Below are 21,120 nucleotides of genomic sequence, written 5' to 3'. Positions count from 1 at the left end.
CGGCGCAGGGCTAGAGGCCCGGCGCGACTTCGCGGACGGCACGATCCGGCTCCTGATGCCCGTGCGCGATCGCTTTGCCCGGCCCGACGGCACGTTCACCGAGTACTGGAGCGCAAAGCGGCGCGCCATGCTGACCTCCTGCAGCGAACGGCATTTCTATATGGGGCTGATCGCCCGTCAGGACGATTCCGAGGGTATCGCGGCGCTGATCGGCGTCAAGACCCGCGGCCTTAAGTCGAAAGCATCGGTGAACAGGAGCGCTGGAGCTGGGACCAGTACCATTGGCAGTGACGGGACCTTTTCGGTCGAACATCGCTACGGGCCGTCGCAGGTGATCTCGACGAGCCTGGGTCCTTTACCTCGGCCTGTTTGTCGGGAGTAAGCAAACCGATTCGACCGATGTGCGGTTTATGGTAGAAGACCCCAAGTTTGTCACCAATAGGGGACATGCCATGCGGGACAGCACAGACGTCGTGACCCGTGGGGATTTGGCTGATTTGCGTACGGATCTCCGTGTGGGGTTTGCCCGTATAGACGAGAGGTTCTCCCGTATAGACGAGAAGCTCGCCGAAACGAACATTCGGTTCGCACGGATCGAAACGAACTTGAAGTGGATCATGGTCGTCGGAGGCGCGCTCAGCACTGCGTGGATGGCGGTGCTGGCGAGGAACCTGTTGAGCGGGATGTAATCGCGGCATTCCCGAACGAAGTATTTTTGCCGAATGGCGCGGAATCGGGTTCTTCTGCAGCGCATGCGGGACAACCCTGCGAACGACTGGACGGTAGCGGATATCGAAACACCTTGTCGCTAGGTGGGGTGTGGCTTGCGTCAACAGCATACTACGTGCCGCAGAGACCCAAAAACATTTTCAGGTCTGGTTTGATCAGATTATGAACGGTGAATTCAGCGCAGCTTGAAGCCCCAGCTTCTTCCGGGGCGCGGCCAGCACCAGGTCCTTCGCCAGCCCGGCAATCCTGCACACCGACAGGGTGGCCATGTCTTCTGGACTGAGCGCTTTCGTCAGCCGGTCCCAGATGCTGCGTTGCTCCAACGCGGCAAGGAACGTGTGACCGTCCGTCGTCATGTCCGTGATTGGAACAAGAGGGCTTCCGGATCGTTTCCCTTGCAAACAGCACCTTCGACCAGACCGTCACTCACCAAGCGCTGGACGCGGCGCATGACCAGAACCGCTGGGCAATCGGGGATCTGCACCAGGGCCGGGTTCAGGTGATCCTTGTCCCGGATCGCCGCCAGAATGACCCCGGCGTTCGCCGACGTGACGGTGGGCGAACGCATCGGTGATCAGCGTGATCAGGTCGTCGGAAGTAAGGACGCTGGGGCCGGCCATGGAGGGGCCATGCGCCCGCACGGCCTCTGCGTGATGCATGTCGAGAACCGCACGCTCGTCGCGGAACGCATAAACGCATAGAGCAGCGTTGCGACATCGACCGGATCCGCCGGCAGATGATCGAACGTGACGCCGGGTTGCCAGGCGTCGCGCGCCGGTGTGCCGGGAGCTTCGACATCGGTGTCGAGCAGGGTCTGCTCGGTCGCGGTGTCGAGCAGGCCGAACAGGCGGCTCATGACGTCGGTCTGCAGCGCCGGATTGTTTGGCGCACCGAAGGGCCGGCCCAGAAGGTAGGGCACCCGGGAGCGCCCGCGGCGACGGCTCCAGTTCGGAGTGCAGCCGCACCAGCGAAACGTTCGCCGTCGCCAGCCCCTCGCGCTCCATATAGTTCGCAAGACCGCTCACGGCGCACGTGCAAGCCGGTCAGAGGGGGCAGAAGAGCACCGTACTGACGCCACCGTTCTGCAGTCGGCCGGCGACCTCGACCGCGTAGCGCTCGTATCCCTCGATACCCATCAAGGCGCTGCCGCCGTTGAAGTTGTAGTGCGTCAAGGCGACCAACCCGATCGTAACGGCAGCGGCCGCCTCATCAAGCCAGTCGAACGGCAGCGCGACGTTGATGTCCTGCAGGAAGCTGGTGCGTTCGAGAATGATCGAGACATGGTTAGTCTGGACGTCGTGGGCATCTGCCGGAATATCCCGAAAGTTGTAGCCCGGGAAGCGATGGGGTTGGTCGACCTTTCGGTAGAACGAGCCCGTGGAGACCAGCGCCACGCGCCGCTCGCGGGCCGTCGATGTTTCGGTCCAAGACGTGAAGTCGAGCGCCTTGAGGTCGTAGTTCTCCCTCAGCGTCTTTGCCACGGTGCGGAGGCCGAGGCTGGAGTCCCACTGCATGTCGGTATGGAGCTCGCTGAGGTTGGGGCTATGGTTCCGCCCAAGCCCGAACCGCTCTAACGTTCGCTAATCGCGAACGAGGAAGCAAGATCATGGCGACATTCGAGGAAGCGTCCTGCACAGGCGAGGTGCGGCGAATCCTGATCGTGCCCCAGAGCCGTACCGACGAGACTGGCATCGGGAGTGCCGCGGCGACCGGGCCGATTGACGTGACGTTCGAAGGCTTCCCGGGCGAGTACCACACCGGCCTGACGCGCAAGTCCTGCGTGCGTGTGGCGGAGATCTACGAGGAAGGCACCGAGATCCGCAATGTCCGCCAGCTCTCGATCATCTCCGAAGAGGAGATGGCGCTGGTGGCCGAGGGCATGGGGCTCGATGTGATCGAGCCCGAATGGCTCGGCGCCAACCTGCTGGTCTCCGGAATCCCACACTTCACACTTCTGCCGCCGTCGACCCGGCTTCTGTTCAGTGGCGGCCTGAGCCTGGTGGTCGACATGGAGAACCAACCCTGTGGCTTTCCCGCCAAGGAGATCAAGAAGGTGCACGGCAGCAAGGCGAACCTCTTCGTCAAGAACGCCAAGCATCGGCGCGGCGTGACCGCCTGGGTCGAAAAGGACGGTCCGGTCGCGGAAGGCGATAGCATTCGTGTCTTCGTGCCGCGCCAGCCGCCCTGGCCCGGATCTTGAGCGCACGCGCCGAGTGGAGGCGACGCCATGAATGAGACCCAGACTTCGTTGCGCAGTCAGGTCGCGGGATTCCACGGCGACCCCCGCCGGTCGGAAACCATACCCGTCGCGGTCTATATCGCCGAAGCGATCTTCGAGCTCGAGAGGATCTTCGCGAAGGCTTGCCACTTCGTGGGCCACGAGAACGACGTCAAGGAACCCGGTGACTTCGTCACCAGGGAGATCGGCCACGACGGCGAACAGCTCATCCATCACTTCTGACGCCTGTAGCTCCGCGCCATCAGCGACGACAACAAGGCGCGGATGTTCGGGACGAAGGTGAACGCCGCAGCGACGTTCATCGTGCGTGAGGTCCAGGTTTTGGGAGAAAACTGGAGCGGGCGATGAGATTCGAACTCACGACCCCAACCTTGGCAAGGTTGTGCTCTACCCCTGAGCTACGCCCGCTCACGCGCCACCGGGCCAAATGCCTTGGCGGCGAAGGATCGTCTTTTACAGCAGGTCGCGCGGTCGGTGCAAGCGGTTGCGTGGTCCATTGTGACGGCCCGATGATGGTCCGTCCTGGGAGTGTCGAGTGATGACAGGAGATGGCGGTTCGAGCGCGGGCAAGGCGCGGTTTCATCTTCATGCCGGGGCTGAAGCCTGAGATGTTCCCGAAGGCCGTGGCCTCGGGCGCCGACATTGTCTGCATCGACCTCGAGGATGCGATCCACTCCAAGGACAAGGACAAAGCGCGTGAGAAGACCATGGCACTGATGGCGGAAAAGCCCGCCGCCGGCGCGGCCGAAACGGTGGTGCAGGTGAACACGATCCGCTCGCATCCCGGCCTGCTTGATCTCGCAGCCGTGATCGCGGCGGGCGAGGCCGGCCCGCCCTCGCTCATGTTGCCCAAGGTGGCCTCGGCCGACGAGGTCGCGCTGATCTCGGGCCTGCTCGACGATGCGGGTCTCGCCACCACGCTTCATGTCATCATCGAACCGTCCGAGGGACTGGAGGCCGCACCAGCGATCGCGAAGGCCAGCAATCGCGTGCAGGCGCTGTTCTTTGGTGCGGTCGACCTTTCGTCGGATATCGGCGCTCAGAACGCTTGGGAGCTGCTGCTTTACGCCCGCAGCCGGGTGGCGGACGCCGCGGCCGGGCTTGACGCCATCGACGTTCCCTGGCTTGACCTTGAGGACCTCGACGGCATGCGTGCGGAGGCCGAGGCCAGTCGCTCCCTCAGCTTCGTCGGCAAGGGATCGATCCACCCCCAAGCAGATCCCGGTGATCCATGAAGTCTTCAGCCCGTCCGACGATGAGGTCGCGCATGCCCGGCCTATCGTCGCGGCCTTTGAGGAGGCTGGCACGGGGTTCGTCGTGATCGACGGCAAGCTGATCGAAAAGCCCGTGTTACGCGCCATGGAACGGATTCTGGAGCGCGCCGCCCGCGTCGGATAAACTCGAGCCATGGCCGCACCAGTGGACAGTACGCCCGATGTTGCACCCGCGCATTCCGATGCCCAGCGCACCGCGGAACTGGTGCTGGTCAGCGCGCTTGCCGCGCTTGCCCTGCTGCTGGCCGGCAGTGCTCTCGGCCTGCTGCTCGCACCGAAGGACGATTCGACGCTTGGCATGATGCGGGCTCTGGTGTTTCGCTGTCACTGAACGTGTTGCTACCTGATGGTTGTTGTCCTCCGGCTTGACCGGATGACCCATGCTCCGAACGTACAGATCGCGCTGGCCTCACGCTCCGAGCATGGATTGTCGGGTCAGGCCCGACAATGACAAGATGACTGCGGCGGGCTTGTTCAGCGGATCACGTGGCACAACATCTACGTTACCCCACTCCAGGTGGGGTGGGTATGGTGATTAGGAGTTGATGTGGCCAAAGCAGCGATGAAGACGAAACCCGACCACGCGGAGCTGGGTTGCCTGCATCTTGATGACGACGTGCGCCAGGATGCGCGCCGCCGTCTGCTCTCGGTGCGCGGGCATGTCGAGGGCATCCTGCGCATGCTCGAGGACGACAGCGTCTACTGCGTCGATGTGCTCAAGCAGATCAAGGCGGTCGACGGCGCCCTCGACAAGGTCGGCGATCTCGTGCTGAAGGCGCACTTGAGGGATCACGTCGTGACAGCGGCCAGACGAGGCGATGAGGACGCCATCGTCGCCGAGCTCATGGAAGTGCTGAAGTACAGATGAGCGCCACGCTCAACATCACCATCGATGGCATGACCTGTGCGGGCTGCGTCGCCAAGGTCGAACGCACGTTGCTGGCCGTCCCCGGCGTCGGACTCGCTGAGGTCAACCTCGCGACCCACCGCGCGCGCGTGACGGCCGATGGCGCATTGGTGCCGCGCGACGGCGTCTTCGATGCGGTGCGCGGGCTGGGTTACGAAGTCGAGGAGGTCCGGGCAGAAGCGCCCGACGACGGCGAGGCGACCCGCCAGGCCGGGCCCTCCCGCCTGAAGCGCCGGGTCGCGCTGGCGGCCTTCTTCACCATCCCGCTGGTCGTCATCGCCATGGGCCGCCACCTGGGCGCAGGTGAAGCGCTGACCGAGCGGGTGATGGGTCATCGCGGCTGGATGTTCGTCGAATTCCTGCTGGCACTTCCCGTGCAGGTCTTCGCGGTGGGCAGCCTGTACCGGCTCGCCTTCAACGAACTCCGGAACCTCAGCCCCGGCATGAACAGCCTCGTCGCCATCGGCACATCGGCGGCCTTCGGCTATTCGCTGATCGCGCTGATCGCGCCGCACCTCTTCCCGGAAGGCACGGCGAACTCCTACTTCGAGGCCGCCGCGGTCATCATCACGCTGATCCTGGTCGGCCGCCTGATGGAGGATGCCGCCAGGGGGCGCACCTCGGCGGCGATTCGCAAGCTGATCGAGCTGGCTCCGCCGACCGCTCATGTCCTGCGTGACGGGCAGGAAGTGGAGCTTGCGGTCGAGGAGATCGTCGTCGGCGATCATGTGGTCGTTCGCCCCGGTGAATGTCTCCCGGTCGACGGTATGGTGACCGAGGGATCGGGCCATATCGATGAAGCGATGGTCACCGGTGAGCCGGTGCCGGTCGCCAAGGCACCCGGCGACGAGGTCACCGGCGGCACGGTGAACGGCAGCGCGGCCTTGACGGTCGAGGCCACGCGGGTCGGCAGCGACACCGTGCTCGCCCAGATCGTGCGCATGGTCGAGGAGGCGCAGGGCTTCAAACCACCGATCCAGAACCTGGCCGATCGCATCGCCGGGGTGTTCGTTCCCGTCGTCATGGCGATCGCGGCCGTCACCTTCCTGGTCTGGCTTGTTCTGGGACCGTCACCGGCTGTCTCCTATGCCGTCGTCACGGCGGTCTCGGTCCTGCTCGTCGCCTGCCCGTGCGCCATGGGTCTTGCCACACCGACCGCTGTCATGGTCGCGACCGGACGAGGAGCCTCCTCGGGTCTTCTCGTGCGCCAGGGGGCGGCGCTGGAGCGGCTGGCAAGGGCCGATGTCGCCATCTTCGACAAGACCGGCACGCTGACCAAAGGCCATCCGGCCTTGGTCGCGACGGTCGTGACTGACGGCTGGACGGAGGATGGCGCGCTCGCCATAGCCGCTGCACTCGAACGGCTCAGCGATCATCCCATCGGGCGTGCGATTGTCGACGCGGCGGCCGAGCGAGGTCTCGATACCGGCGCGGTGACCGATGCGGCGGTGGAAGCCGGTCTGGGTGCCACGGGAAGAGTCGGCGGACGTCAAGCGGCGATCGGCTCGGCACGCTTCATGGCGGCGCGTGGTGTCGCGACCGATCTGCTCGATGCTGCGGCGGCCGAGCAGGCCAGGCGCGGCGCGACCGCTGTGTTCCTGGAGATCGATGGGGAACTCGCGGTGTTGTTCGCCGTCGCCGACCCGGTCAAGCCGACCAGCCGCGAGGCCCTGGCGTGTCTGCGTTTGCAGGGCATCGAGACCGTCATGCTGACGGGCGACAACCGCATCACCGCCCAGACCGTGGCCGACGACCTCGGGATCGCACGGGTTGTTGCCGAGGTGCTGCCGGGCGGCAAGGCAAACGCGATTGCCGCGCTGCAGGGCGATGGTCGCACGGTCGTCTTCGTGGGCGACGGCATCAACGATGCACCGGCGCTTGCCCGTGCCGACGTCGGCATCGCCATCGGGACCGGCACCGATGTCGCCATCGAGGCGGGCGACGTGGTGCTGATGGTGGGCGATCCCGTGGGCGTGCCGCGTGCCGTGGCGCTTGCCCGCAAGACGTTGCGCACAATCAAGCAGAACTTCCTGTGGGCCTATCTCTACAACGTGTTGCTCATCCCGGTGGCGGCCGGCGTGTTGTGGCCCGTCGCTGGCATCCTGCTGCCCCCGATCCTGGCGGCGCTGGCCATGAGCCTCTCCAGTGTCTTCGTGATCTCGAATTCGCTGCGCCTCAACCGCTTCCGCGCTGGCTGACCCCAAGCCCCTTGCGTCGAGAACACCCCGGGGGAGAGTCGGTTGTCAGCAGGGGAGGCGACTATGCCGGTCCGGCACGTCCAGCCAGGTGATCTGCTCGACGATATGAAGGCCGAACTGCGCGAGCCCGGCGGCAAGGATATCCTGCTGTCATGGATCGTCGCGGCGACCGACTTTACCGAAATCGGCGTCATACCGCTCGGCGCGGCGCCGATCTGTCTGGGGGTCCGTGCTGCACGGCGCACGCGTCAACATCACGGCGACACCACGCACAGGGATCGTCTCGGGCTATGCCGTGGGATGGTTTCGATAGGAGGGAACCATTATCTCTCCTGTCCCCCGAGCGGGCGATCAAGCTGTCGAAGGAGGCGCAGCAGCTCTTGAGGTATTGGGCTCATACGCCCAAGCCTGGCCATGGCGGTGACCGCGATACTGACCGGCTGCTCGGTCCGCCGAAACCCAACATCGACGGCGATGGCCAAGACGAGCAGTCGCTCCAGACGGTGAGAGGCCGGACTTGCCGACGCGCTGCGATCAGCGCCGGGGCTTCTGCCGCCGGCTCGCCCACTCGCGCCATATCGAAAGTGTGCCGCTGGAGGCCGCAAGCTTGGCGTTTGTCTACCGCATATCATGATACGCCGTTTCGACATCGACGGTTCGATCACGGTTCGGACACAACACGTTCAGGGGGAAGACAGGCGGCGCAGAGCGCAGTAGAACCCTGCGCCATGGCTGCGACAGAACACGACCTGATGGCCCGGCTCGCCGAGCTCGGCATCGACCACACCACCTATCGTCATTCAGCCGTTTTCACGGTCGGAGAATCGCGTGCACATTGCGGGCATATACCTGGGTGCCACTGCAAGAACCTCTTTCTCAAGGACAAGAAGGGTGTCCTGTGGCTGGTCGTGGCGCGCGACGACGCGCCGATTTCGATGAAACAGCTCGACAGGCAGATCGGCTCGGCGCGGCTGAGCTTCGGCAAGGCCGAACTTCTGGGCGAGGTCCTGGGCGTGATCCCGGGTGCGGTGACGCCCTTTGCGCTGATCAACGACACTGAGCAGCAGGTCAACGTTATCCTGGACCAGACAATGATGGGCGCGGAGATCGTGAACTACCATCCGCTGACGAACGAGGCGACGACCTCGCTTGCGCCCGACGCGCTGCTGGCGTTCATCCGATCTTGCGGGCACGAGCCGCAGATCATGAACGTGGATGCATCGGACGACGGCTGACCGCGTCTCTTGCGATTCCCGCCCCAATCCGCCATCTATTCCGCAGAGTTTATCCCGACACACGCGTGATCCCGCGGACGGGGCCCGGGCCCGGACAGAAAGGCAACCAATCATGGCGATGATCATCGGAGAAGGCGGCGAGGTCGCTGCCGAAACGGGCGGCTCGGTCGCCAAGGACGTCACCACCGAAGGCTTCCAGCAGGACGTTCTGCAGGAATCGATTACCCAGCCGGTCATCGTCGATCTCTGGGCACCCTGGTGCGGGCCGTGCAAGCAGATCGCACCGATTCTGGAGAAGATCGTCAAGGCGTCCCAGGGCAAGGTCAAGCTGGTGAAGATCAACATCGACGATGAGCCGCAGATCGCCCAGGCGCTGCGTGTGCAGTCGATTCCGGCCGTGTTCGCCTTCGACCAGGGCCAGCCGGTCGACGGCTTCGTCGGCGTGCAGCCCGAAAGCCAGATCAAGGCGTTCGTCGAGCGGGTCGCGGGCGAGATCGGTCCGAGCCAGGTCGACCAGGCCCTCGAGCAGGCGCACGCCGCGCTCGAGGCCGAGGAATACGACCAGGCCGAGGCTATCTTCCAGCAGGTCATGACGCATGAAGGTGACAACACCGACGCTATTGCCGGGCTCTGTCGCGCCCTGATCGGCCTGGGCCGGACCGAGGATGTCACCCAGCTGCTCGACACCCTGGAAGAGGACATCGTCAACGACGACAAGATCCAGGGCGTGAAGGCCCAGCTGGAGCTCATGGCGGGTGCCGGCGGTGACGTCGCGGGTCTCGAAGCGCGGGTCGCGGCGAACGGCACCGATCTCGAAGCCCGGCTCGAACTGGCCCAGGCCTATGCTGCGATCGATCGGCGCGAGCAGGCCGTCGACCAGCTGATCGCGATCATCGAGATCAAGCGCGACTGGAACGAGGAAATCGCACGCAGCGAACTGCTGAAGTTCTTCGAAGCTTGGGGACCGACCGACGAGGCCACCGTGGACGGGCGGCGCAAGCTCAGTGCCGCCTGGTTCAGCTAGTTGGCCTTTTTTGCCCTAAAGCGCCGGGTGCTCGCATCCGCTCGTTTGGCTTTCGCCGTATACACAGCGGGCGCACCTCCGTGCACCGTCGCCCCTGCGGGCCGCCCGCAGCAACTGGCGTAAGGACAGATCCCTCCATGACGGGCATTCCCTACTACAGGGCAGTTGATGAACTACCGCAGACGCTGCCGATCTTCCCGCTTCCCGGCTCCCTGCTGCTGCCGCGCGGCACCCTCCCGCTCAACATCTTCGAGCCGCGTTACGTCGCGATGATCGAGGACGCGCTCAAGGGCGAGCGCCTGATCGGCATGATCCAGCCCGATGAAGAGTCGGCTGATGTTGGCACCGCGCACTGCTTCTCGATCGGCTGCGCAGGCCGCATCACGCAGATGACCGAGACCGACGACGGCCGGTATCTCGTCATGCTCACTGGTGTCGCGCGCTTCCGGCTCGAGCGGGAACTGCCGACGATCGGCGGCGGCTACCGGATCGTCCAGGCTGACTTCTCCGATTTCGGCGACGACCTGAGGGCCCACGGCGGCACCGGCGTTATCGAGCGTGATACGCTGATCACACAACTCAAGGCTTTCTTCAGCCGCAAGCAGATCGACGCCAACTGGGATGCCATCGAAAAGGCCGACGACGAAAGCCTCGTCACCGCACTTTCCATGGTATGCCCCTTCCAGCCCTCGGAAAAACAGGCGCTGCTCGAAGCGATCGATTTTGTCGCCCGCGCCCGGACGTTGCTTGCGCTCCTTCAAATGAGTGGCGAAGGCGACGAGAACGAAGCGACGCGGCAGTAGTGACAAAAGCTGTTACCCCGGCACAGGCCCGAAGGGCTGCCGCGCCGGGGCCTCGATTCCATTTGGGTCTTCATAGCATATGAGAACCCCTTGATTCGTCTTTATCATTACACATCTCGCCAGGTAACTCCAGTCTTCCTTGGGAAAAATCTGAAGATTATTTATCTGTATTAAAAGAAAGAGCAATAATTCCGCATACACCACTAGGCAATCGCACACGATCACCCAATCTGGCTTCAGTTCCATCGGGATATCTCATTCAAGCACTCTCAATCCTCAGATCATGGTAACAACAACGGGAGATTGCTGTTTAGATCGACCCGGTTTGGTGCGAGAGGCGGCGCAACTGAATCATGAGTGTTCTTGTTCCAGAAGCATCGGCATGTGTCAGGTTTTGGTTGACCGCGAACAGATTTGGATGTGGCCTCCCTAACTGTCGCCCCGTGTGGCAACCTGTCGCCCGAAGAGAAGAGATCACACCATGACCGAAGCCGGAGTTGATCCGAAGCTGCTGGAGATTCTTGTGTGTCCCCTGACCAAGGGGCCGCTGACGTATGATCGCGACAAGCAGGAGTTGATCAGCGAGCAGGCGGGTCTTGCCTATCCGATCCGCGACGGCATACCGATCATGCTGGTCGACGAGGCGCGCAAGATCGACGGGGACGAGGCGTGAAGTCCGATGCCCAAGCCACACGCCACTGGCCGACCGAAATCCGCCTGAAGTCTGCCGAGAAGGTTCTCGAGGTCGATTTTGACGACGGCTCGAAGGTCGTGTTGCCGGCCGAACTGCTGCGTGTCGAAAGCCCGTCGGCCGAGGTCCAGGGCCATGGCGCGGGCCAGAAGAAGACGATTGCCGGCCGTCGCCATGTCGGCATCATGAATGTCGAGCCCATCGGCAACTACGCCATCAAGATCGGCTTCGACGACATGCACGACACCGGAATTTTCTCGTGGAATTACCTCTACGATCTGGGCCGTGATCAGGTGACGATTTGGCAGGCCTATCTCGATCGCCTGGAGGCCGAGGGGCTCAGCCGCGACCCCTGACTGCCGCTCTAGCCGCGCCGGAACATCCGGCCGAAAAAGCCCCGCCGTCGACCGCCGTCGTCATCGTCATCCATCATGCCCGGAGGCGAGGACGCTGACTCACGAATCTCGCGGTTGACCTCCTCGGCGCGTGGGTTTTGGTGGCGCGGCTGGTAGGTCGGCGACGACGGGTTGTAGGCACCGAGGCCCGGACCGAACTGAGGCTCCGGGCGTTCCGGCGTGACGGGATCGGACAGTGTCAAGGGTTCGTCCTCGTCGTCGTCGGGGCCGCCTGTCAGGGGCTCGGCCTCGGGCGTTTCGCCGACCGAAAGCGACTTGTCGTCACGCTCGTCCGGTGCCGGTGGTTCTTCCGTTGCGACAGGGTCGCCGTAGGCGAGCGGCGCATCGTCGTCCGTGACCGCGTCGACGATCAGCGGTTCTTCGACATCGTCGGCGTCGTCCGTTTCGGGTGTGGCAGGCGCGGGAGCCTGGGGCGTCTCGCCCTTCGTTGCCAGCATGGTCAGCGCTTCGGCGATCGCGCCCATCTGCTGGTCGCGGCGTTGCTCGGCTTCGGCGATCGCGCTGATCTGTTCGGCCATGCGGGCCTGTTGCTCGGCCAGCGCGCCATCGTCGCCGTCGACCGTGCGCGTGCCCTGTTTTTCCACGGTCTGCATGACGCCGTACATCGCCGCTGCGATCTGCTCCATGCGTCCGGTCAGGACCGCCTCGGTGCGTCCGATCCGGTTCGCCAGCTCGCCCGGGAGGCCGCCGCTCTTCTCCAGATGGTTGACCAACGCCCCCAAGGCACCGGCGAGCTCGCCCGTGCGATCCTGTTTTGCGGGCAGGCCCGACGATCCGGCTTCGGCGGCCAGCTCATCAAGATCGCGCCGGGCCGCCTCGATGACGGTTTCGGAAAGCCATTCGCCGATCGTCATGCGCCGTTCGTGCGCGGCGCGCACGGCAAGGTCACGGGCCTCGCGGTCCACGCCCCTGACCGACCACGGTTGCCGATCGTTCACCCCTTCGCCTTCACCGGACGCCATGCCATCAGCCCAATCGTGCGGAAAAACTCCGGGACATGCTAACAGATTTATGCCCGTATCGTGGACAGAAACACCATCAGTAGCCCAGCGCCATACCGTCCTTGCGCGGTTCGGTGCCGCCGGCCAGCGTGCCCTGCTCCCAATCGATCCAGATTGCCTGGCCACCGCCGTGGGACTCCGGCGTGATGCCGACCTTGTGGCCACGCCGGGCGAGGTCGTGCATGACATGGCCCGGGATCGACGGCTCCACGAGCGCGACGCCGTTGTCGTACATGTAGCGCGGCAGATCGAGCGCCTCCTGCGGCGCCATGCCCCAGAGCAGCATGTTCTGCAGCACGGTGGTGTGCCCCCAAGGCTGATAGTCGCCGCCCATCACGCCGAACGGCATGATGGCGCGGTCGCCCTTTGTCAGCATGGCCGGGATGATGGTGTGCATCGGTCGCTTGCCCGGCGCGATGCAGTTCCGATGGCCGGACTCGATGACGAAACCGCAGCCGCGGTTCTGCAGGACCACGCCGGACCGCGGTGCAACGCGCGATGAACCAAAGCTGAAGTACGTCGAGTTGATGAAGCTCGCGGCATTGCGGTCCTTGTCGACGACGCAGAGGTAGATCGTGCTGGGCGAGTTCGGCAGGCGCGGGCCTGGCACATCCTTCATCGCCTTGTAGGGATTGATCTCGGCGCGCTGCATATCGGCGTAGTGGTCAGACAGCAGGGTCTCCACGGGGACGTCCGCCATCGCAGGATCGGCGACGTATTCGGCGCGGTCGCGGAAGGCCAGCCGGCCGGCTTCGAGCGTCAGGTGCACGCGGTCGGCCGAGAGTGGTTCCATCGATCCGATGTCGTAGCCCTTCAGGATGTTCATCATCATCAACGCGACGATGCCCTGCCCGTTGGGCGGGCATTCATACACCCGGTAGCCGTTCATCTCGGTCGAGATCGGCTCGACGTATTCGCCCTCGGCGGTAGCAAAGTCGTTGGCAGTGTGGAGACCGCCGAGCTCGTTGAGATAGGCCACGATGTCGTCGGCGACCCAGCTCGTGTAGAAGCCGTTGCGCCCCTTGGCGGCCACCTCGCGCATGGTCCTGGCGAGCAGCGGCTGGGTGTGTTTGGAACCAAGCGCCGGCGCTTCGCCGTCGACCAGGAGGATGTCCCTGGCGTTCTGGTCCTTGCCCAGTCGCTCCTCGGAATCGACCCAGGCCTGATGCACCACCGGGTGGATCGTATAGCCCTCTTCCGCATAGGTGATGGCGGGCTGGAGAACTTCGTCGATCCCCTTGGTGCCGTGATCGGCGATCAGCCGGCACCAGGCGTCGATCGTGCCCGGCACCGTGACTGCGTGCGGACTGTCGCTCTCGAGCTGCTCGATCCCGTTGTCGAGGAACCACCGGGCCTCGGCCTTCGCCGGCGCCCGGCCCGAACCGTTGTAGGCCACGATGTCGGACGAGCCCTTGGGCGCATAGAGACAGAAGACGTCGCCGCCGACGCCGGTCGACATCGGCTCGACCACTGCCAGTGTTGCCGCCGCGGCCACCACCGCATCCATCGCATTACCCCCCGAACGCAGCATGTCGAGTGCCGCAAGCGAGGCATAGGGATGCGAGGTGCAGGCCATGCCGTGTTCGGCATAGACCGTGGATCGGGGCGGGGCGTAGCTGTCGCGCATCGCTTTTGCTCGTGCCATGGGGAAGGACCTACAAGGGGGAGAGGCCGGAGCATAGACCAGCTTGGGTTGCGTGCGCACCATCGTCGCTGTCGCGATGCCGTGAGCGTCTTGACGCTGCCGATTACCGGGCGCCAGGCTGGCCGCCTCTGGAGAGGAGAGGGTCATGACCGAGGGGCTTGCCAGGGTGAAAGCGGCGCTTGAGGGCACCCTGCAATCGAGCCACGACCGGGCCTGGACCATGCACGCGGATTTCTACACCGCTCCCGATCTTCTGGCGCTCGAGGTCGAGCATCTCTTCAAGAAGGAATGGCACTGCGTCGGCCGGGTCGAGAAGCTCGCCGGGCCCGGCCAGTTCATGCCCTACCGGCTGGCGAAAGAGCCGATGGTGATCACCCACGGCTGCGACGGCGTCATCCGCACCTGACAAAGGACCAGTCCAACACCTGCATCATGGCGATGATGCAGCCGGGCAGCGGTATCGGCCTTGCTGCCGACTACAGCCCTCTGCCTGCAGCCCGAAGGCACCGACCAGGTGCGTTACGAGGCGGGGCTCCTGTTCTGGGGCGATCAGTGGCCACAGAGCGCGGTCGACCGCGCCGTCGATCTGTTCCACGAGACCATCGGCGGGGGACCGCTTCATGCTGGAGCCGATGATGCAGGGTTACCGCAGCGCCCATCGTTTGCGTCTGGCCGATGGCGTGATCCACCGTGCGGCGGGGCCGGAACTGATGACGGCCTGCCGTCAGACCGACGGCTGCCTTCACCGGCCGGGCGGTGATCACGCCCGGCTTCAGCCTGAAGGTGCGTCACGTGATCCATACGGTGGGCCCGGTCTGGCGCGACGGCGCAAACGACGAGGACCGGCTTCTGGCCGATTTCTACCGCAACAGCCTGGCGCTTGCCGAAGACCACGATCTCGCGTCGTTCGCCTTCCCTTCGATCTCGACCGGAAGTCTACGGGTTTCCCATCGCGTGTGCCTTTCGCATCGCCCTTCAAGAGGTCATCGGCTATTTTACCCGGTCGGAGACGCCGATCATTGTCACCTTGTGCTGTTTCGGTGCGGCTGATACCGAGCACTACCGGGACGCTTTGGCCGAGGAGGGCCTTTATCCTTTGAGCGACAAGACGTTCGAAATCGTGCGCAAGGAGGAGCTCTACAGCGGCTACTTCCGCGCCGACCGCTGGCATGTGCGCTACGAACGGCACGACGGCACCTGGTCGGACGAGCACGGGATTGAGGTCTTCGATCGCGGTCCCGCGACCTGTGTGCTGCCCTATGACGCTGCCCGCGACACAGTCGTCCTCGTCGAGCAGTTCCGCGTCGCCGCTATCCAGACCACGGCCCCGCCCTGGCTGATCGAGGCGATTGCCGGCGCGATGAAGCCGGGCGAAGAGCCCGACGAGGTCGCCCGCCGCGAGGCGATGGAAGAGGCTGGCCTCGAACTCGGCCATCTCCGCAAGATCATGGCCTTCCTGCCGAGCTGCGGGGCCGTCACCGAGGAACTCCACGTCTTCATCGGCGAGGCCGACAGCAGCACCGCCGATGGTTACCACGGCCTCGCCGACGAACACGAGGACATCAAGGTTCACACCATGCCCTTCGACGAGGCCCTCGCCATGGTCGAAGACGGCCGCATCGTCGCCGCCAACACGGTGGTTCCGGTCCTCTGGCTCGCCTTGCACAAGGACGAAATCCGGGCAGCATGGGGGTAGTCACCCCGTCGTCTCCACCTTCACCCTCATGCCCCCATCACGTGGGGCGATGCCTTCTTCGTGCCTTGCGCCGAGGGAGCCGCCGGGGAAGACGCCGGAGGTGAGATTGGCGTGGACGGCTTCGCTGATTGCCGTGTCTTCGGCGACAAGGTCGTGCACGCCCTTCGAGGTGGCAGCCTTTTGGTCATCCGTGAGGCCGGCTTCGGGATCGACGAAGAAGTCGAAGTGAACCCTCGTCTTCTCCGGGCCCAGCGAGCAGATGCGGCTGACGTCGTAGCCGCTGTGGAAGAGCACAATGTGAAGGCCGGCCAGGTCCAGTTCCACAGACCCTCGTAGAGGCCGCCGGCCTTGGTCGTGAAGGTGCAGGGCACCAGTTCGGCGTTCAAGGCTGGATGGACCGAGGACACGTGATCACTCTCGACGTAGTTCTCCAGGTAGATCTTTTAGTTGGCGTCGAAGTCGAGAAACCAGGAATCGTGACGCGTGCAGTGTTCGAGCGGGTGGTCGCCGACCAGCATGGCGTCGTGCTGGTGAAGGGGCTGGCCTATTGCGACTGTGTCACCAAAGCCATGCGCGAGGGCCTCGATCTCGCGCAGTGTCAGGCCCTGATCGCTGCGGCGGCTGCGCTTGCCGCGGGTGGTGAACCGCCCGAGGCGGCACCCGCGGCGAGTCATGCCACCTACATTGAGTAACGGTCAGACCTCGGGATTGGTGAGCTGGCGCAGGCGGCGGGCGGCGAGTGTCGCGAACCGCAGGGTCTGGCTCTTGCGCCGCGCGGCGTTCATCGGTGCCTCCGGCGACGGCCTCAGGATGGTGGCGTCAAAGCGGTCGGCCACGATTAGGCCGTGGTGGTCGGGCAGAACCTCCTGCGGGAAGTCCTCGGGCACGGCAAAGAGATAGAAGTCACAGAAGTCGAGGTACTCCGGCCACTTGGTATCGGCGCGGAAGTCGGCGAGCGAGGTCTTGATCTCGACGATGGTGAACCGCCCCTTGGCATCGAGCGCGATGACATCGGCGCGCCTTCCGCTGCGGACCGTGAACTCGGTGAGGCTCGCCTGGCTGATGGCCTCGAACATCCGGCCGATGCCGCGGGCGAGTCCGATGGCGGCGCGTTCCTCACCTGAGTCGGTCATGGTCTCAGGCGTCCTTGCCCGCGACCCCGGCCTCCGCGAAGGTCGCCATGCCGTTGTGGGTGGCGACCGCCGCCTTGACCAGAAGCGCGGCCGTGGCCGCACCGGAGGCTTCGCCCAAGCGCATGCCGAGATCGAGCAGCGGTTCGTCGCCGTCGGCCATGCCGAGGTGGCCGAGCAAACGACCCGCTGCCGGTTCGGCGCTGCGATGTCCGGCGAGGCAATGGTCGAGCGCGCCGGCGTCGAGCCGCTTCAGCACGGCCGCCGCCGCGCCGTTGACGAAGCCGTCGAGGATCACTGGCACGTGTTTCATACGACAGGCCAGAAGCGCCCCCGCCATGGCTGCGATCTCGCGCCCGCCCAGGCACGCCAGTGCCGCGAGCGGATCGGCGAGGCGCTCGGCATGAAGGGCCAGCGCGCGGTCGATGACATCGGCCTTGCGCGCCACGCCCTCGGGATCGAGCCCGGTTCCTGGACCCGCCCAGTCCCGGCCGCGGCCCCCGAAGAGTGCCGCGCCCAAGGCCGCGGCCACCGTCGTGTTGCCGATTCCCATCTCGCCGATACAGGCGAGGTCGATCTCGCCGACGGCGTCGTAGCCGGTGCTGAAGGCGGCGCAGGTCTCGGCTTCGGTCATGGCCGGTCCGGCGCAGAAATCTCCGGTCGGCCGGTCGAGCTCGAGCGGGATCACTGTGAGGTCGGTGCCCGCGAGCCTGGCGAGCTGGTTGATCGCCGCCCCGCCGGTCTCGAAGTTTGCCACCATCTGATGGGTCACCGCGGCCGGAAAGGCCGAGATGCCCTGAGCCGTCACACCGTGGTTGCCGGCGAAGACCATGAACGATACCCGATCGACCGAAGGCGGGTGCCGTCCCTGCCAGCCGGCCAGGAACAGCGCGATTTGCTCAAGGCGACCGAGCGAACGGGGCGGCTTGGTCAGTTCCGCATCGCGCGCCTGGGCCGCTGCAATCGCCTCGGCGTCGGCGCCCGGCATGGCGCGCACGCGGTCTCGGATGTCGTCGAAGCTGGTGATCGTCATGAATGGAGCATCCGCAAGGAGGAGCCGGAAGGCTAATGCGGATTGCCCGTCATTGCATCGACCGGGTGCGTCACGGTGATGTTCATTCAAGACACTTCGTCGGTGCAGACTGTGATCTCTTGACCGTCCCGGACTGCGGACCGATAAGTGCGCCATGGTGCCCGACGATATCAGCCACGACTGGTCCGACAGGGTTTGCGCGGCGGTCGGGTTTCTGACCCGCTTGCCGGTGCGGATGCCCGAGGACATGCCTCTGGCGCGGGCGGTCATGGTGTTTCCGCTGGTCGGGGCCGGCGTCGGATTTGCCGGCGGATTTGGATTTCTCGTCGCGGTGTGGATCGGCCTGGGGCCTTGGCTGGCCGCTGTGGCCGCCGTGCTGGTCATGATTGCGCTGACCGGGGCGCTCCACGAAGACGGTCTCGCCGATGTCGCCGACGGTTTCGGCGTGCACGGACCGCGCGAGCGCAAGCTTGAGGTGCTGCGCGACAGCCGGATCGGCGCGTTCGGTGTGATCGCCCTCGTTCTGTTCTTGGCTGCACGCATCGGCGCGCTGACGACTCTTGCGGATCCGGCGACTGTGGTCATGGCGCTGGTCGCCGCGGGTGCACTCTCGCGCGGCTGCGTCGTTGTTGCCATGCGCATGATGGTGCCTGCGCGCGCCGACGGGCTCGGCGCCCGCGCGGGCATGCCCGATTTCCAGGAAACCATGGCTGCGCTGCTGGTGGCCGCCGCCATCACTGTGGTGATGTTGCTGCCGTTCGGCTGGATCTCTGCGCTCATCCTGGGCTGTGGCGCGGCCTTCATCATGGCCGGGCTTTGCCAGCGCACCTTCGAGGGCAAGACCGGTGATGTGCTGGGCGCGGTCCAGCAGACTGCCGAGGTCGGCGTTCTGGCCGCCGCCGTCGCCGCGTCGTGATCAGCGTGACGCAAGCGACACATTCTGTGGGAGACACTATTGGGGCCGACGGGACACGACCGCGTCCCCGCCGCGATCGGATCAGATTATGACCCAGACGAGATGGTGGTGGGTGCGTCATGCGCCGGTGACCGAGACCAATGGTCGTGTCTATGGTTCGACCGACCCGAACTGCGACACCGACAATCCGCCAGCCTACCAAGCGCTAAATGCGATCCTGCCGACTGAAGCCCATTGGGTGACAAGCCATCTCAAGCGTACCAAGCAGACCGCCGCCGCGATCGCGGCGGCCGGCGGGCGTGTGATCGCGCCGACCGAGGAGCCGGGCCTGGGTGAGCAGGACTTCGGCGACTGGCATGGGCTGACCTATGACGAGGTCTATGCGCTGCCGACCGCCCGGCGCTTCTGGATCGCGCCCGCGACCTATCCTGCGCCCAATGGCGAGAGCTTCGCCGATCTCTGCGTGCGGGTGACCCGCGTGATCCACCGGCTGACCGAGGAATGGGCCGGACGTGACATCATCGCCGTGGCCCATGGCGGAACCATCCGCGCGGCCCTGGCCCTGGCGCTCAATCTCGACCCAGAGACCGGCCTCCGATTCGCGACCGACAACATCTCGGTCACCCGTATCGACCACTTCACGGGCGACGACGGCCATGCCGAAAACTGGCGCGTCGTCTACATGAACCGACAGCCCCACCTTGACTAAAGGTTGTGTCTCCTGCGATCTTCTCGCTAATGCCACTCATATGCTGGGATGTTCTCGAAATGAGCACCACTCACCTGATCCCAGAAGATATCGCCGATTTATACCTAATCAAAGAATGGCGAAACGCGACCGGTGTCCTCGCAGCCGCTTGTCCGGAAGAGTGGGAACAGATTCTCACGGTTCTAAGAGAGTTCAAGTTGCTCAAGTCTGAAATCATCGCACCAGATGGATGAAAATCTCCAATTGCAAAGCGGATTGATAGCACATTCTACGATCTAGCTAGAATGGGAAGAGAAGCAGTTCGGTACGACTATCAAGATATATTTAACTCACTCGGCAAGGGTAGCTCGTACGGGGCATCTACTACGCACCATACGAAATTATGGCCAAGACTCGATGGAGGGGGAGGTGGTGGATGCCCGGTTTTCACCTTCGCTATTACAGACGCTCTCTATGTAGAAGATATCTAAACTGGGTCCTCGACTTCCAGAATTCTTGTCGAGTTGTAACTGTAAGTTGGCCAAGAGGGCTGATAGTTTGAATCAGCCTGGTTGCCCCAAGTGGACCAACCATCTCTCTCTCCCCTTCCAAACAGCTCTAAAAAGGGGCCCCAACTGCATTCCTCGATAATCGCGTACTGCTCGTCAGGCTTGCGTGAGTGCTCGCGTTTTCGCGCTTGGACCATGTTCACTTGGCGACGACCGGGAGGAAGTGTGCGCGCATTCTTTCCTCTTACCCCGAAAAGCAGCATCTCTGTGACGTTTCTAAAGTAAAAGCCAACGCCACGTCCATCTGAACCGCCATCTTTCCTGATTTTATGCCAAATCAGATTCGACTTGTAATTGAATCCCCACGCATCCAACACTATCAAACCTTCAGGAAGTAAGGCGTTCGGGACCCAAAGATAGAGATGTGCAGTCGGTTGTGATATTTTACTGATAGGCAGTGTCGCAATCTCCTCTGTTGATAAGGTTTCATAGCGCGACAGGCGTCGATGCTCTGGTGCCATCTTTCCGGTTCGATTCACGAACCGCCAAGGAGGATCGGCCAAGATTGTCGAGAATTTCTGTTCTCCAACAAATCGGAGGAGATCTTCGCTAGCAGCATGAACTGAGTTTTCGGAGTGCATTTCTAATCCGCTCTAATCCGCCAATCCTTGCACCAAACAGAAGGATCGCAGGGCATACGCGTAGAAGCAATTCGTTTTTTGTTCTCATCTGCGGAAACCACCACGTCGCCTAATCTCCTTGGTACTCGGTCGGCAACTCTGATAAACGAAGTCCCTTGGAACGTGACGAGGGAAGCCGGTGCGGAGTTCGCTCCCAAGCCGGCGCTGCCCCCGCAACTGTAACGGTGAGACGCGAGGCACGATCCCACTGGACGGCGCATGAAGACGCCGCCCGGGAAGGGGCCTCGGTGGTCTGCAATCCGGAGCCAGGAGACCTCCCCGTTCCGCCCTTGGACCCAGCGTGCC

The 21,120-nt window shown here is 64.0% G+C and carries 27 protein-coding genes, 1 tRNA gene, 3 pseudogenes and 1 riboswitch; of the genes and pseudogenes, 20 read left to right on the top strand and 11 right to left on the bottom strand.

Features of this window, described 5'->3' with window-relative positions:
- The first annotated feature begins 55 nt into the window (after window positions 1-55).
- Both GDA49_09295 and GDA49_09290 read left to right on the top strand, forming a co-directional pair.
- Window positions 56-382: a hypothetical protein gene (locus GDA49_09295; protein MBC6440579.1), complete on the top strand. Its 327-nt coding sequence runs from the start codon at window positions 56-58 to the stop codon at window positions 380-382.
- A gap of 70 nt (window positions 383-452) precedes the next feature.
- On the top strand, window positions 453-689 hold the full coding sequence (locus tag GDA49_09290) for a hypothetical protein (protein ID MBC6440578.1): 237 nt from the start codon (window positions 453-455) through the stop codon (window positions 687-689).
- A 195-nt stretch (window positions 690-884) separates the two neighbouring features.
- Here the strand turns inward: GDA49_09290 and GDA49_09285 are convergent, their stop codons facing one another.
- From GDA49_09285 to GDA49_09270, 4 genes are all read right to left on the bottom strand, one after another.
- Window positions 885-1,085, bottom strand: coding sequence for a hypothetical protein (locus GDA49_09285; protein ID MBC6440577.1), 201 nt, complete (start codon window positions 1,083-1,085; stop codon window positions 885-887).
- Window positions 1,082-1,297, bottom strand: coding sequence for a hypothetical protein (locus GDA49_09280; protein MBC6440576.1), 216 nt, complete (start codon window positions 1,295-1,297; stop codon window positions 1,082-1,084). The genes GDA49_09285 and GDA49_09280 overlap by 4 nt, the downstream gene beginning before the upstream one ends.
- A 15-nt stretch (window positions 1,298-1,312) precedes the next feature.
- Entirely contained in the window at window positions 1,313-1,648 is a 336-nt protein-coding gene (locus GDA49_09275) for a hypothetical protein (protein MBC6440575.1), read from the bottom strand.
- Between the two features lie 124 nt (window positions 1,649-1,772).
- Window positions 1,773-2,243: a hypothetical protein gene (locus GDA49_09270; GenBank protein ID MBC6440574.1), complete on the bottom strand. Its 471-nt coding sequence runs from the start codon at window positions 2,241-2,243 to the stop codon at window positions 1,773-1,775.
- A 92-nt stretch (window positions 2,244-2,335) separates the two neighbouring features.
- Between GDA49_09270 and GDA49_09265 the strand changes: the two genes are divergently transcribed.
- Window positions 2,336-2,929, top strand: a complete 594-nt coding sequence (locus tag GDA49_09265) for an MOSC domain-containing protein (GenBank protein MBC6440573.1) — start codon at window positions 2,336-2,338, stop codon at window positions 2,927-2,929.
- 27 nt (window positions 2,930-2,956) lie between these two features.
- A complete protein-coding gene (locus tag GDA49_09260) occupies window positions 2,957-3,190 on the top strand; it encodes a hypothetical protein (protein ID MBC6440572.1) in 234 nt (77 codons plus the stop codon).
- Between the two features lie 111 nt (window positions 3,191-3,301).
- Here the strand turns inward: GDA49_09260 and GDA49_09255 are convergent.
- Window positions 3,302-3,376, bottom strand: a tRNA-Gly gene (locus GDA49_09255).
- Between the two features lie 140 nt (window positions 3,377-3,516).
- Between GDA49_09255 and GDA49_09250 the strand changes: the two are divergent.
- From GDA49_09250 to GDA49_09210, 9 genes and pseudogenes are all read left to right on the top strand, one after another.
- Window positions 3,517-4,366, top strand: a pseudogene (locus GDA49_09250) (CoA ester lyase).
- A 9-nt stretch (window positions 4,367-4,375) separates the two neighbouring features.
- Window positions 4,376-4,573 (top strand): hypothetical protein, encoded by a 198-nt coding sequence (locus tag GDA49_09245; protein MBC6440571.1) that lies wholly within the window; start codon window positions 4,376-4,378, stop codon window positions 4,571-4,573.
- A 231-nt stretch (window positions 4,574-4,804) separates the two neighbouring features.
- On the top strand, window positions 4,805-5,110 hold the full coding sequence (locus GDA49_09240; protein ID MBC6440570.1) for a metal-sensitive transcriptional regulator: 306 nt from the start codon (window positions 4,805-4,807) through the stop codon (window positions 5,108-5,110).
- Window positions 5,107-7,347, top strand: a complete 2,241-nt coding sequence (locus GDA49_09235; protein ID MBC6440569.1) for a copper-translocating P-type ATPase — start codon at window positions 5,107-5,109, stop codon at window positions 7,345-7,347. Before GDA49_09240 ends, GDA49_09235 begins: the two co-directional genes overlap by 4 nt.
- Before the next feature lie 728 nt (window positions 7,348-8,075).
- Window positions 8,076-8,582, top strand: a complete 507-nt coding sequence (locus GDA49_09230) for a prolyl-tRNA synthetase associated domain-containing protein (protein ID MBC6440568.1) — start codon at window positions 8,076-8,078, stop codon at window positions 8,580-8,582.
- Between the two features lie 118 nt (window positions 8,583-8,700).
- Entirely contained in the window at window positions 8,701-9,606 is a 906-nt protein-coding gene (gene trxA / locus GDA49_09225) for a thioredoxin (GenBank protein ID MBC6440567.1), read from the top strand.
- A 137-nt stretch (window positions 9,607-9,743) separates the two neighbouring features.
- Window positions 9,744-10,409 carry an LON peptidase substrate-binding domain-containing protein gene (locus GDA49_09220; protein MBC6440566.1) on the top strand — a complete coding sequence of 222 codons (666 nt, stop codon included), beginning with the start codon at window positions 9,744-9,746 and terminating at the stop codon, window positions 10,407-10,409.
- Window positions 10,410-10,890: 481 nt separating this feature from the next.
- Window positions 10,891-11,082, top strand: a complete 192-nt coding sequence (locus GDA49_09215; GenBank protein MBC6440565.1) for a Trm112 family protein — start codon at window positions 10,891-10,893, stop codon at window positions 11,080-11,082.
- Complete coding sequence (locus tag GDA49_09210) at window positions 11,079-11,456, top strand: DUF971 domain-containing protein (GenBank protein MBC6440564.1); 378 nt, start codon at window positions 11,079-11,081, stop codon at window positions 11,454-11,456. The genes GDA49_09215 and GDA49_09210 overlap by 4 nt, the downstream gene beginning before the upstream one ends.
- 8 nt (window positions 11,457-11,464) lie before the next feature.
- Here the strand turns inward: GDA49_09210 and GDA49_09205 are convergent, their stop codons facing one another.
- Window positions 11,465-12,454 carry a hypothetical protein gene (locus GDA49_09205; GenBank protein MBC6440563.1) on the bottom strand — a complete coding sequence of 330 codons (990 nt, stop codon included), beginning with the start codon at window positions 12,452-12,454 and terminating at the stop codon, window positions 11,465-11,467.
- Between the two features lie 100 nt (window positions 12,455-12,554).
- Window positions 12,555-14,144 carry a gamma-glutamyltransferase gene (gene ggt / locus GDA49_09200; GenBank protein MBC6440562.1) on the bottom strand — a complete coding sequence of 530 codons (1,590 nt, stop codon included), beginning with the start codon at window positions 14,142-14,144 and terminating at the stop codon, window positions 12,555-12,557.
- Between the two features lie 163 nt (window positions 14,145-14,307).
- Between ggt and GDA49_09195 the strand changes: the two genes are divergently transcribed.
- The 3 genes and pseudogenes from GDA49_09195 to GDA49_09185 all read left to right on the top strand — a co-directional run bounded on the left by GDA49_09195 (window position 14,308) and on the right by GDA49_09185 (window position 15,858).
- Window positions 14,308-14,568, top strand: coding sequence for a hypothetical protein (locus GDA49_09195; GenBank protein MBC6440561.1), 261 nt, complete (start codon window positions 14,308-14,310; stop codon window positions 14,566-14,568).
- Window positions 14,569-14,782: 214 nt separating this feature from the next.
- Window positions 14,783-15,147 (top strand): annotated as a pseudogene (locus tag GDA49_09190) (macro domain-containing protein).
- 111 nt (window positions 15,148-15,258) lie between these two features.
- Entirely contained in the window at window positions 15,259-15,858 is a 600-nt protein-coding gene (locus GDA49_09185; protein ID MBC6440560.1) for an NUDIX domain-containing protein, read from the top strand.
- Here GDA49_09185 and GDA49_09180 read toward each other — a convergent pair whose 3' ends face one another.
- Entirely contained in the window at window positions 15,859-16,182 is a 324-nt protein-coding gene (locus GDA49_09180) for a hypothetical protein (GenBank protein ID MBC6440559.1), read from the bottom strand.
- A 152-nt stretch (window positions 16,183-16,334) separates the two neighbouring features.
- On the opposite strand from GDA49_09180, the gene GDA49_09175 reads away from it, so the two are divergent.
- Window positions 16,335-16,550, top strand: a complete 216-nt coding sequence (locus GDA49_09175; protein MBC6440558.1) for a hypothetical protein — start codon at window positions 16,335-16,337, stop codon at window positions 16,548-16,550.
- 3 nt (window positions 16,551-16,553) lie between these two features.
- Here GDA49_09175 and GDA49_09170 read toward each other — a convergent pair whose 3' ends face one another.
- Window positions 16,554-16,991, bottom strand: a complete 438-nt coding sequence (locus GDA49_09170; GenBank protein MBC6440557.1) for an MmcB family DNA repair protein — start codon at window positions 16,989-16,991, stop codon at window positions 16,554-16,556.
- Between the two features lie 4 nt (window positions 16,992-16,995).
- Window positions 16,996-18,021: a nicotinate-nucleotide--dimethylbenzimidazole phosphoribosyltransferase gene (cobT, locus tag GDA49_09165; protein ID MBC6440556.1), complete on the bottom strand. Its 1,026-nt coding sequence runs from the start codon at window positions 18,019-18,021 to the stop codon at window positions 16,996-16,998.
- A 154-nt stretch (window positions 18,022-18,175) separates the two neighbouring features.
- On the opposite strand from cobT, the gene cobS reads away from it, so the two are divergent.
- The 3 genes and pseudogenes from cobS (at window position 18,176) to GDA49_09150 (ending at window position 20,116) form a co-directional block, all read left to right on the top strand.
- Entirely contained in the window at window positions 18,176-18,937 is a 762-nt protein-coding gene (cobS, locus tag GDA49_09160) for an adenosylcobinamide-GDP ribazoletransferase (protein ID MBC6440555.1), read from the top strand.
- 88 nt (window positions 18,938-19,025) lie between these two features.
- Window positions 19,026-19,646 (top strand): histidine phosphatase family protein, encoded by a 621-nt coding sequence (locus GDA49_09155; protein ID MBC6440554.1) that lies wholly within the window; start codon window positions 19,026-19,028, stop codon window positions 19,644-19,646.
- Between the two features lie 59 nt (window positions 19,647-19,705).
- A pseudogene (locus GDA49_09150) lies at window positions 19,706-20,116 on the top strand (hypothetical protein).
- Here GDA49_09150 and GDA49_09145 read toward each other — a convergent pair.
- Window positions 20,113-20,775, bottom strand: a complete 663-nt coding sequence (locus GDA49_09145) for an S-adenosylmethionine-binding protein (GenBank protein ID MBC6440553.1) — start codon at window positions 20,773-20,775, stop codon at window positions 20,113-20,115. The pseudogene GDA49_09150 and the gene GDA49_09145 sit on opposite strands and share 4 nt — an antisense overlap.
- 108 nt (window positions 20,776-20,883) lie before the next feature.
- Window positions 20,884-21,112, top strand: a riboswitch (cobalamin riboswitch).
- Window positions 21,113-21,120 lie beyond the last annotated feature (8 nt).

The sequence above is a fragment of the Rhodospirillales bacterium genome (assembly GCA_014323865.1).
Classification (GTDB): domain Bacteria; phylum Pseudomonadota; class Alphaproteobacteria; order SP197; family SP197; genus SP197.
The sequence above is the reverse complement of the archived record's forward strand: the minus strand, read 5'-3'. Positions and strand labels throughout refer to the sequence as shown.

Coding starts and splice junctions, on each gene's coding strand:
- GDA49_09260 (MBC6440572.1), top strand. CDS start 2,957: ATGAATGAGACCCAGACTTCGTTGCGCAGTCAGGTCGCGGGATTCCAC.
- GDA49_09170 (MBC6440557.1), bottom strand. CDS start 16,991: ATGACCGACTCAGGTGAGGAACGCGCCGCCATCGGACTCGCCCGCGGC.
- GDA49_09215 (MBC6440565.1), top strand. CDS start 10,891: ATGACCGAAGCCGGAGTTGATCCGAAGCTGCTGGAGATTCTTGTGTGT.
- ggt (MBC6440562.1), bottom strand. CDS start 14,144: ATGCGCGACAGCTACGCCCCGCCCCGATCCACGGTCTATGCCGAACAC.
- cobS (MBC6440555.1), top strand. CDS start 18,176: ATGGTGCCCGACGATATCAGCCACGACTGGTCCGACAGGGTTTGCGCG.
- GDA49_09155 (MBC6440554.1), top strand. CDS start 19,026: ATGACCCAGACGAGATGGTGGTGGGTGCGTCATGCGCCGGTGACCGAG.
- GDA49_09290 (MBC6440578.1), top strand. CDS start 453: ATGCGGGACAGCACAGACGTCGTGACCCGTGGGGATTTGGCTGATTTG.
- trxA (MBC6440567.1), top strand. CDS start 8,701: ATGATCATCGGAGAAGGCGGCGAGGTCGCTGCCGAAACGGGCGGCTCG.
- GDA49_09265 (MBC6440573.1), top strand. CDS start 2,336: ATGGCGACATTCGAGGAAGCGTCCTGCACAGGCGAGGTGCGGCGAATC.
- GDA49_09195 (MBC6440561.1), top strand. CDS start 14,308: ATGACCGAGGGGCTTGCCAGGGTGAAAGCGGCGCTTGAGGGCACCCTG.
- GDA49_09240 (MBC6440570.1), top strand. CDS start 4,805: ATGAAGACGAAACCCGACCACGCGGAGCTGGGTTGCCTGCATCTTGAT.
- GDA49_09285 (MBC6440577.1), bottom strand. CDS start 1,085: ATGACGACGGACGGTCACACGTTCCTTGCCGCGTTGGAGCAACGCAGC.
- GDA49_09235 (MBC6440569.1), top strand. CDS start 5,107: ATGAGCGCCACGCTCAACATCACCATCGATGGCATGACCTGTGCGGGC.
- GDA49_09220 (MBC6440566.1), top strand. CDS start 9,744: ATGACGGGCATTCCCTACTACAGGGCAGTTGATGAACTACCGCAGACG.
- cobT (MBC6440556.1), bottom strand. CDS start 18,021: ATGACGATCACCAGCTTCGACGACATCCGAGACCGCGTGCGCGCCATG.
- GDA49_09230 (MBC6440568.1), top strand. CDS start 8,076: ATGGCTGCGACAGAACACGACCTGATGGCCCGGCTCGCCGAGCTCGGC.
- GDA49_09270 (MBC6440574.1), bottom strand. CDS start 2,243: ATGCAGTGGGACTCCAGCCTCGGCCTCCGCACCGTGGCAAAGACGCTG.
- GDA49_09295 (MBC6440579.1), top strand. CDS start 56: ATGCCCGTGCGCGATCGCTTTGCCCGGCCCGACGGCACGTTCACCGAG.
- GDA49_09245 (MBC6440571.1), top strand. CDS start 4,376: ATGGCCGCACCAGTGGACAGTACGCCCGATGTTGCACCCGCGCATTCC.
- GDA49_09145 (MBC6440553.1), bottom strand. CDS start 20,775: ATGCACTCCGAAAACTCAGTTCATGCTGCTAGCGAAGATCTCCTCCGA.
- GDA49_09280 (MBC6440576.1), bottom strand. CDS start 1,297: ATGCGTTCGCCCACCGTCACGTCGGCGAACGCCGGGGTCATTCTGGCG.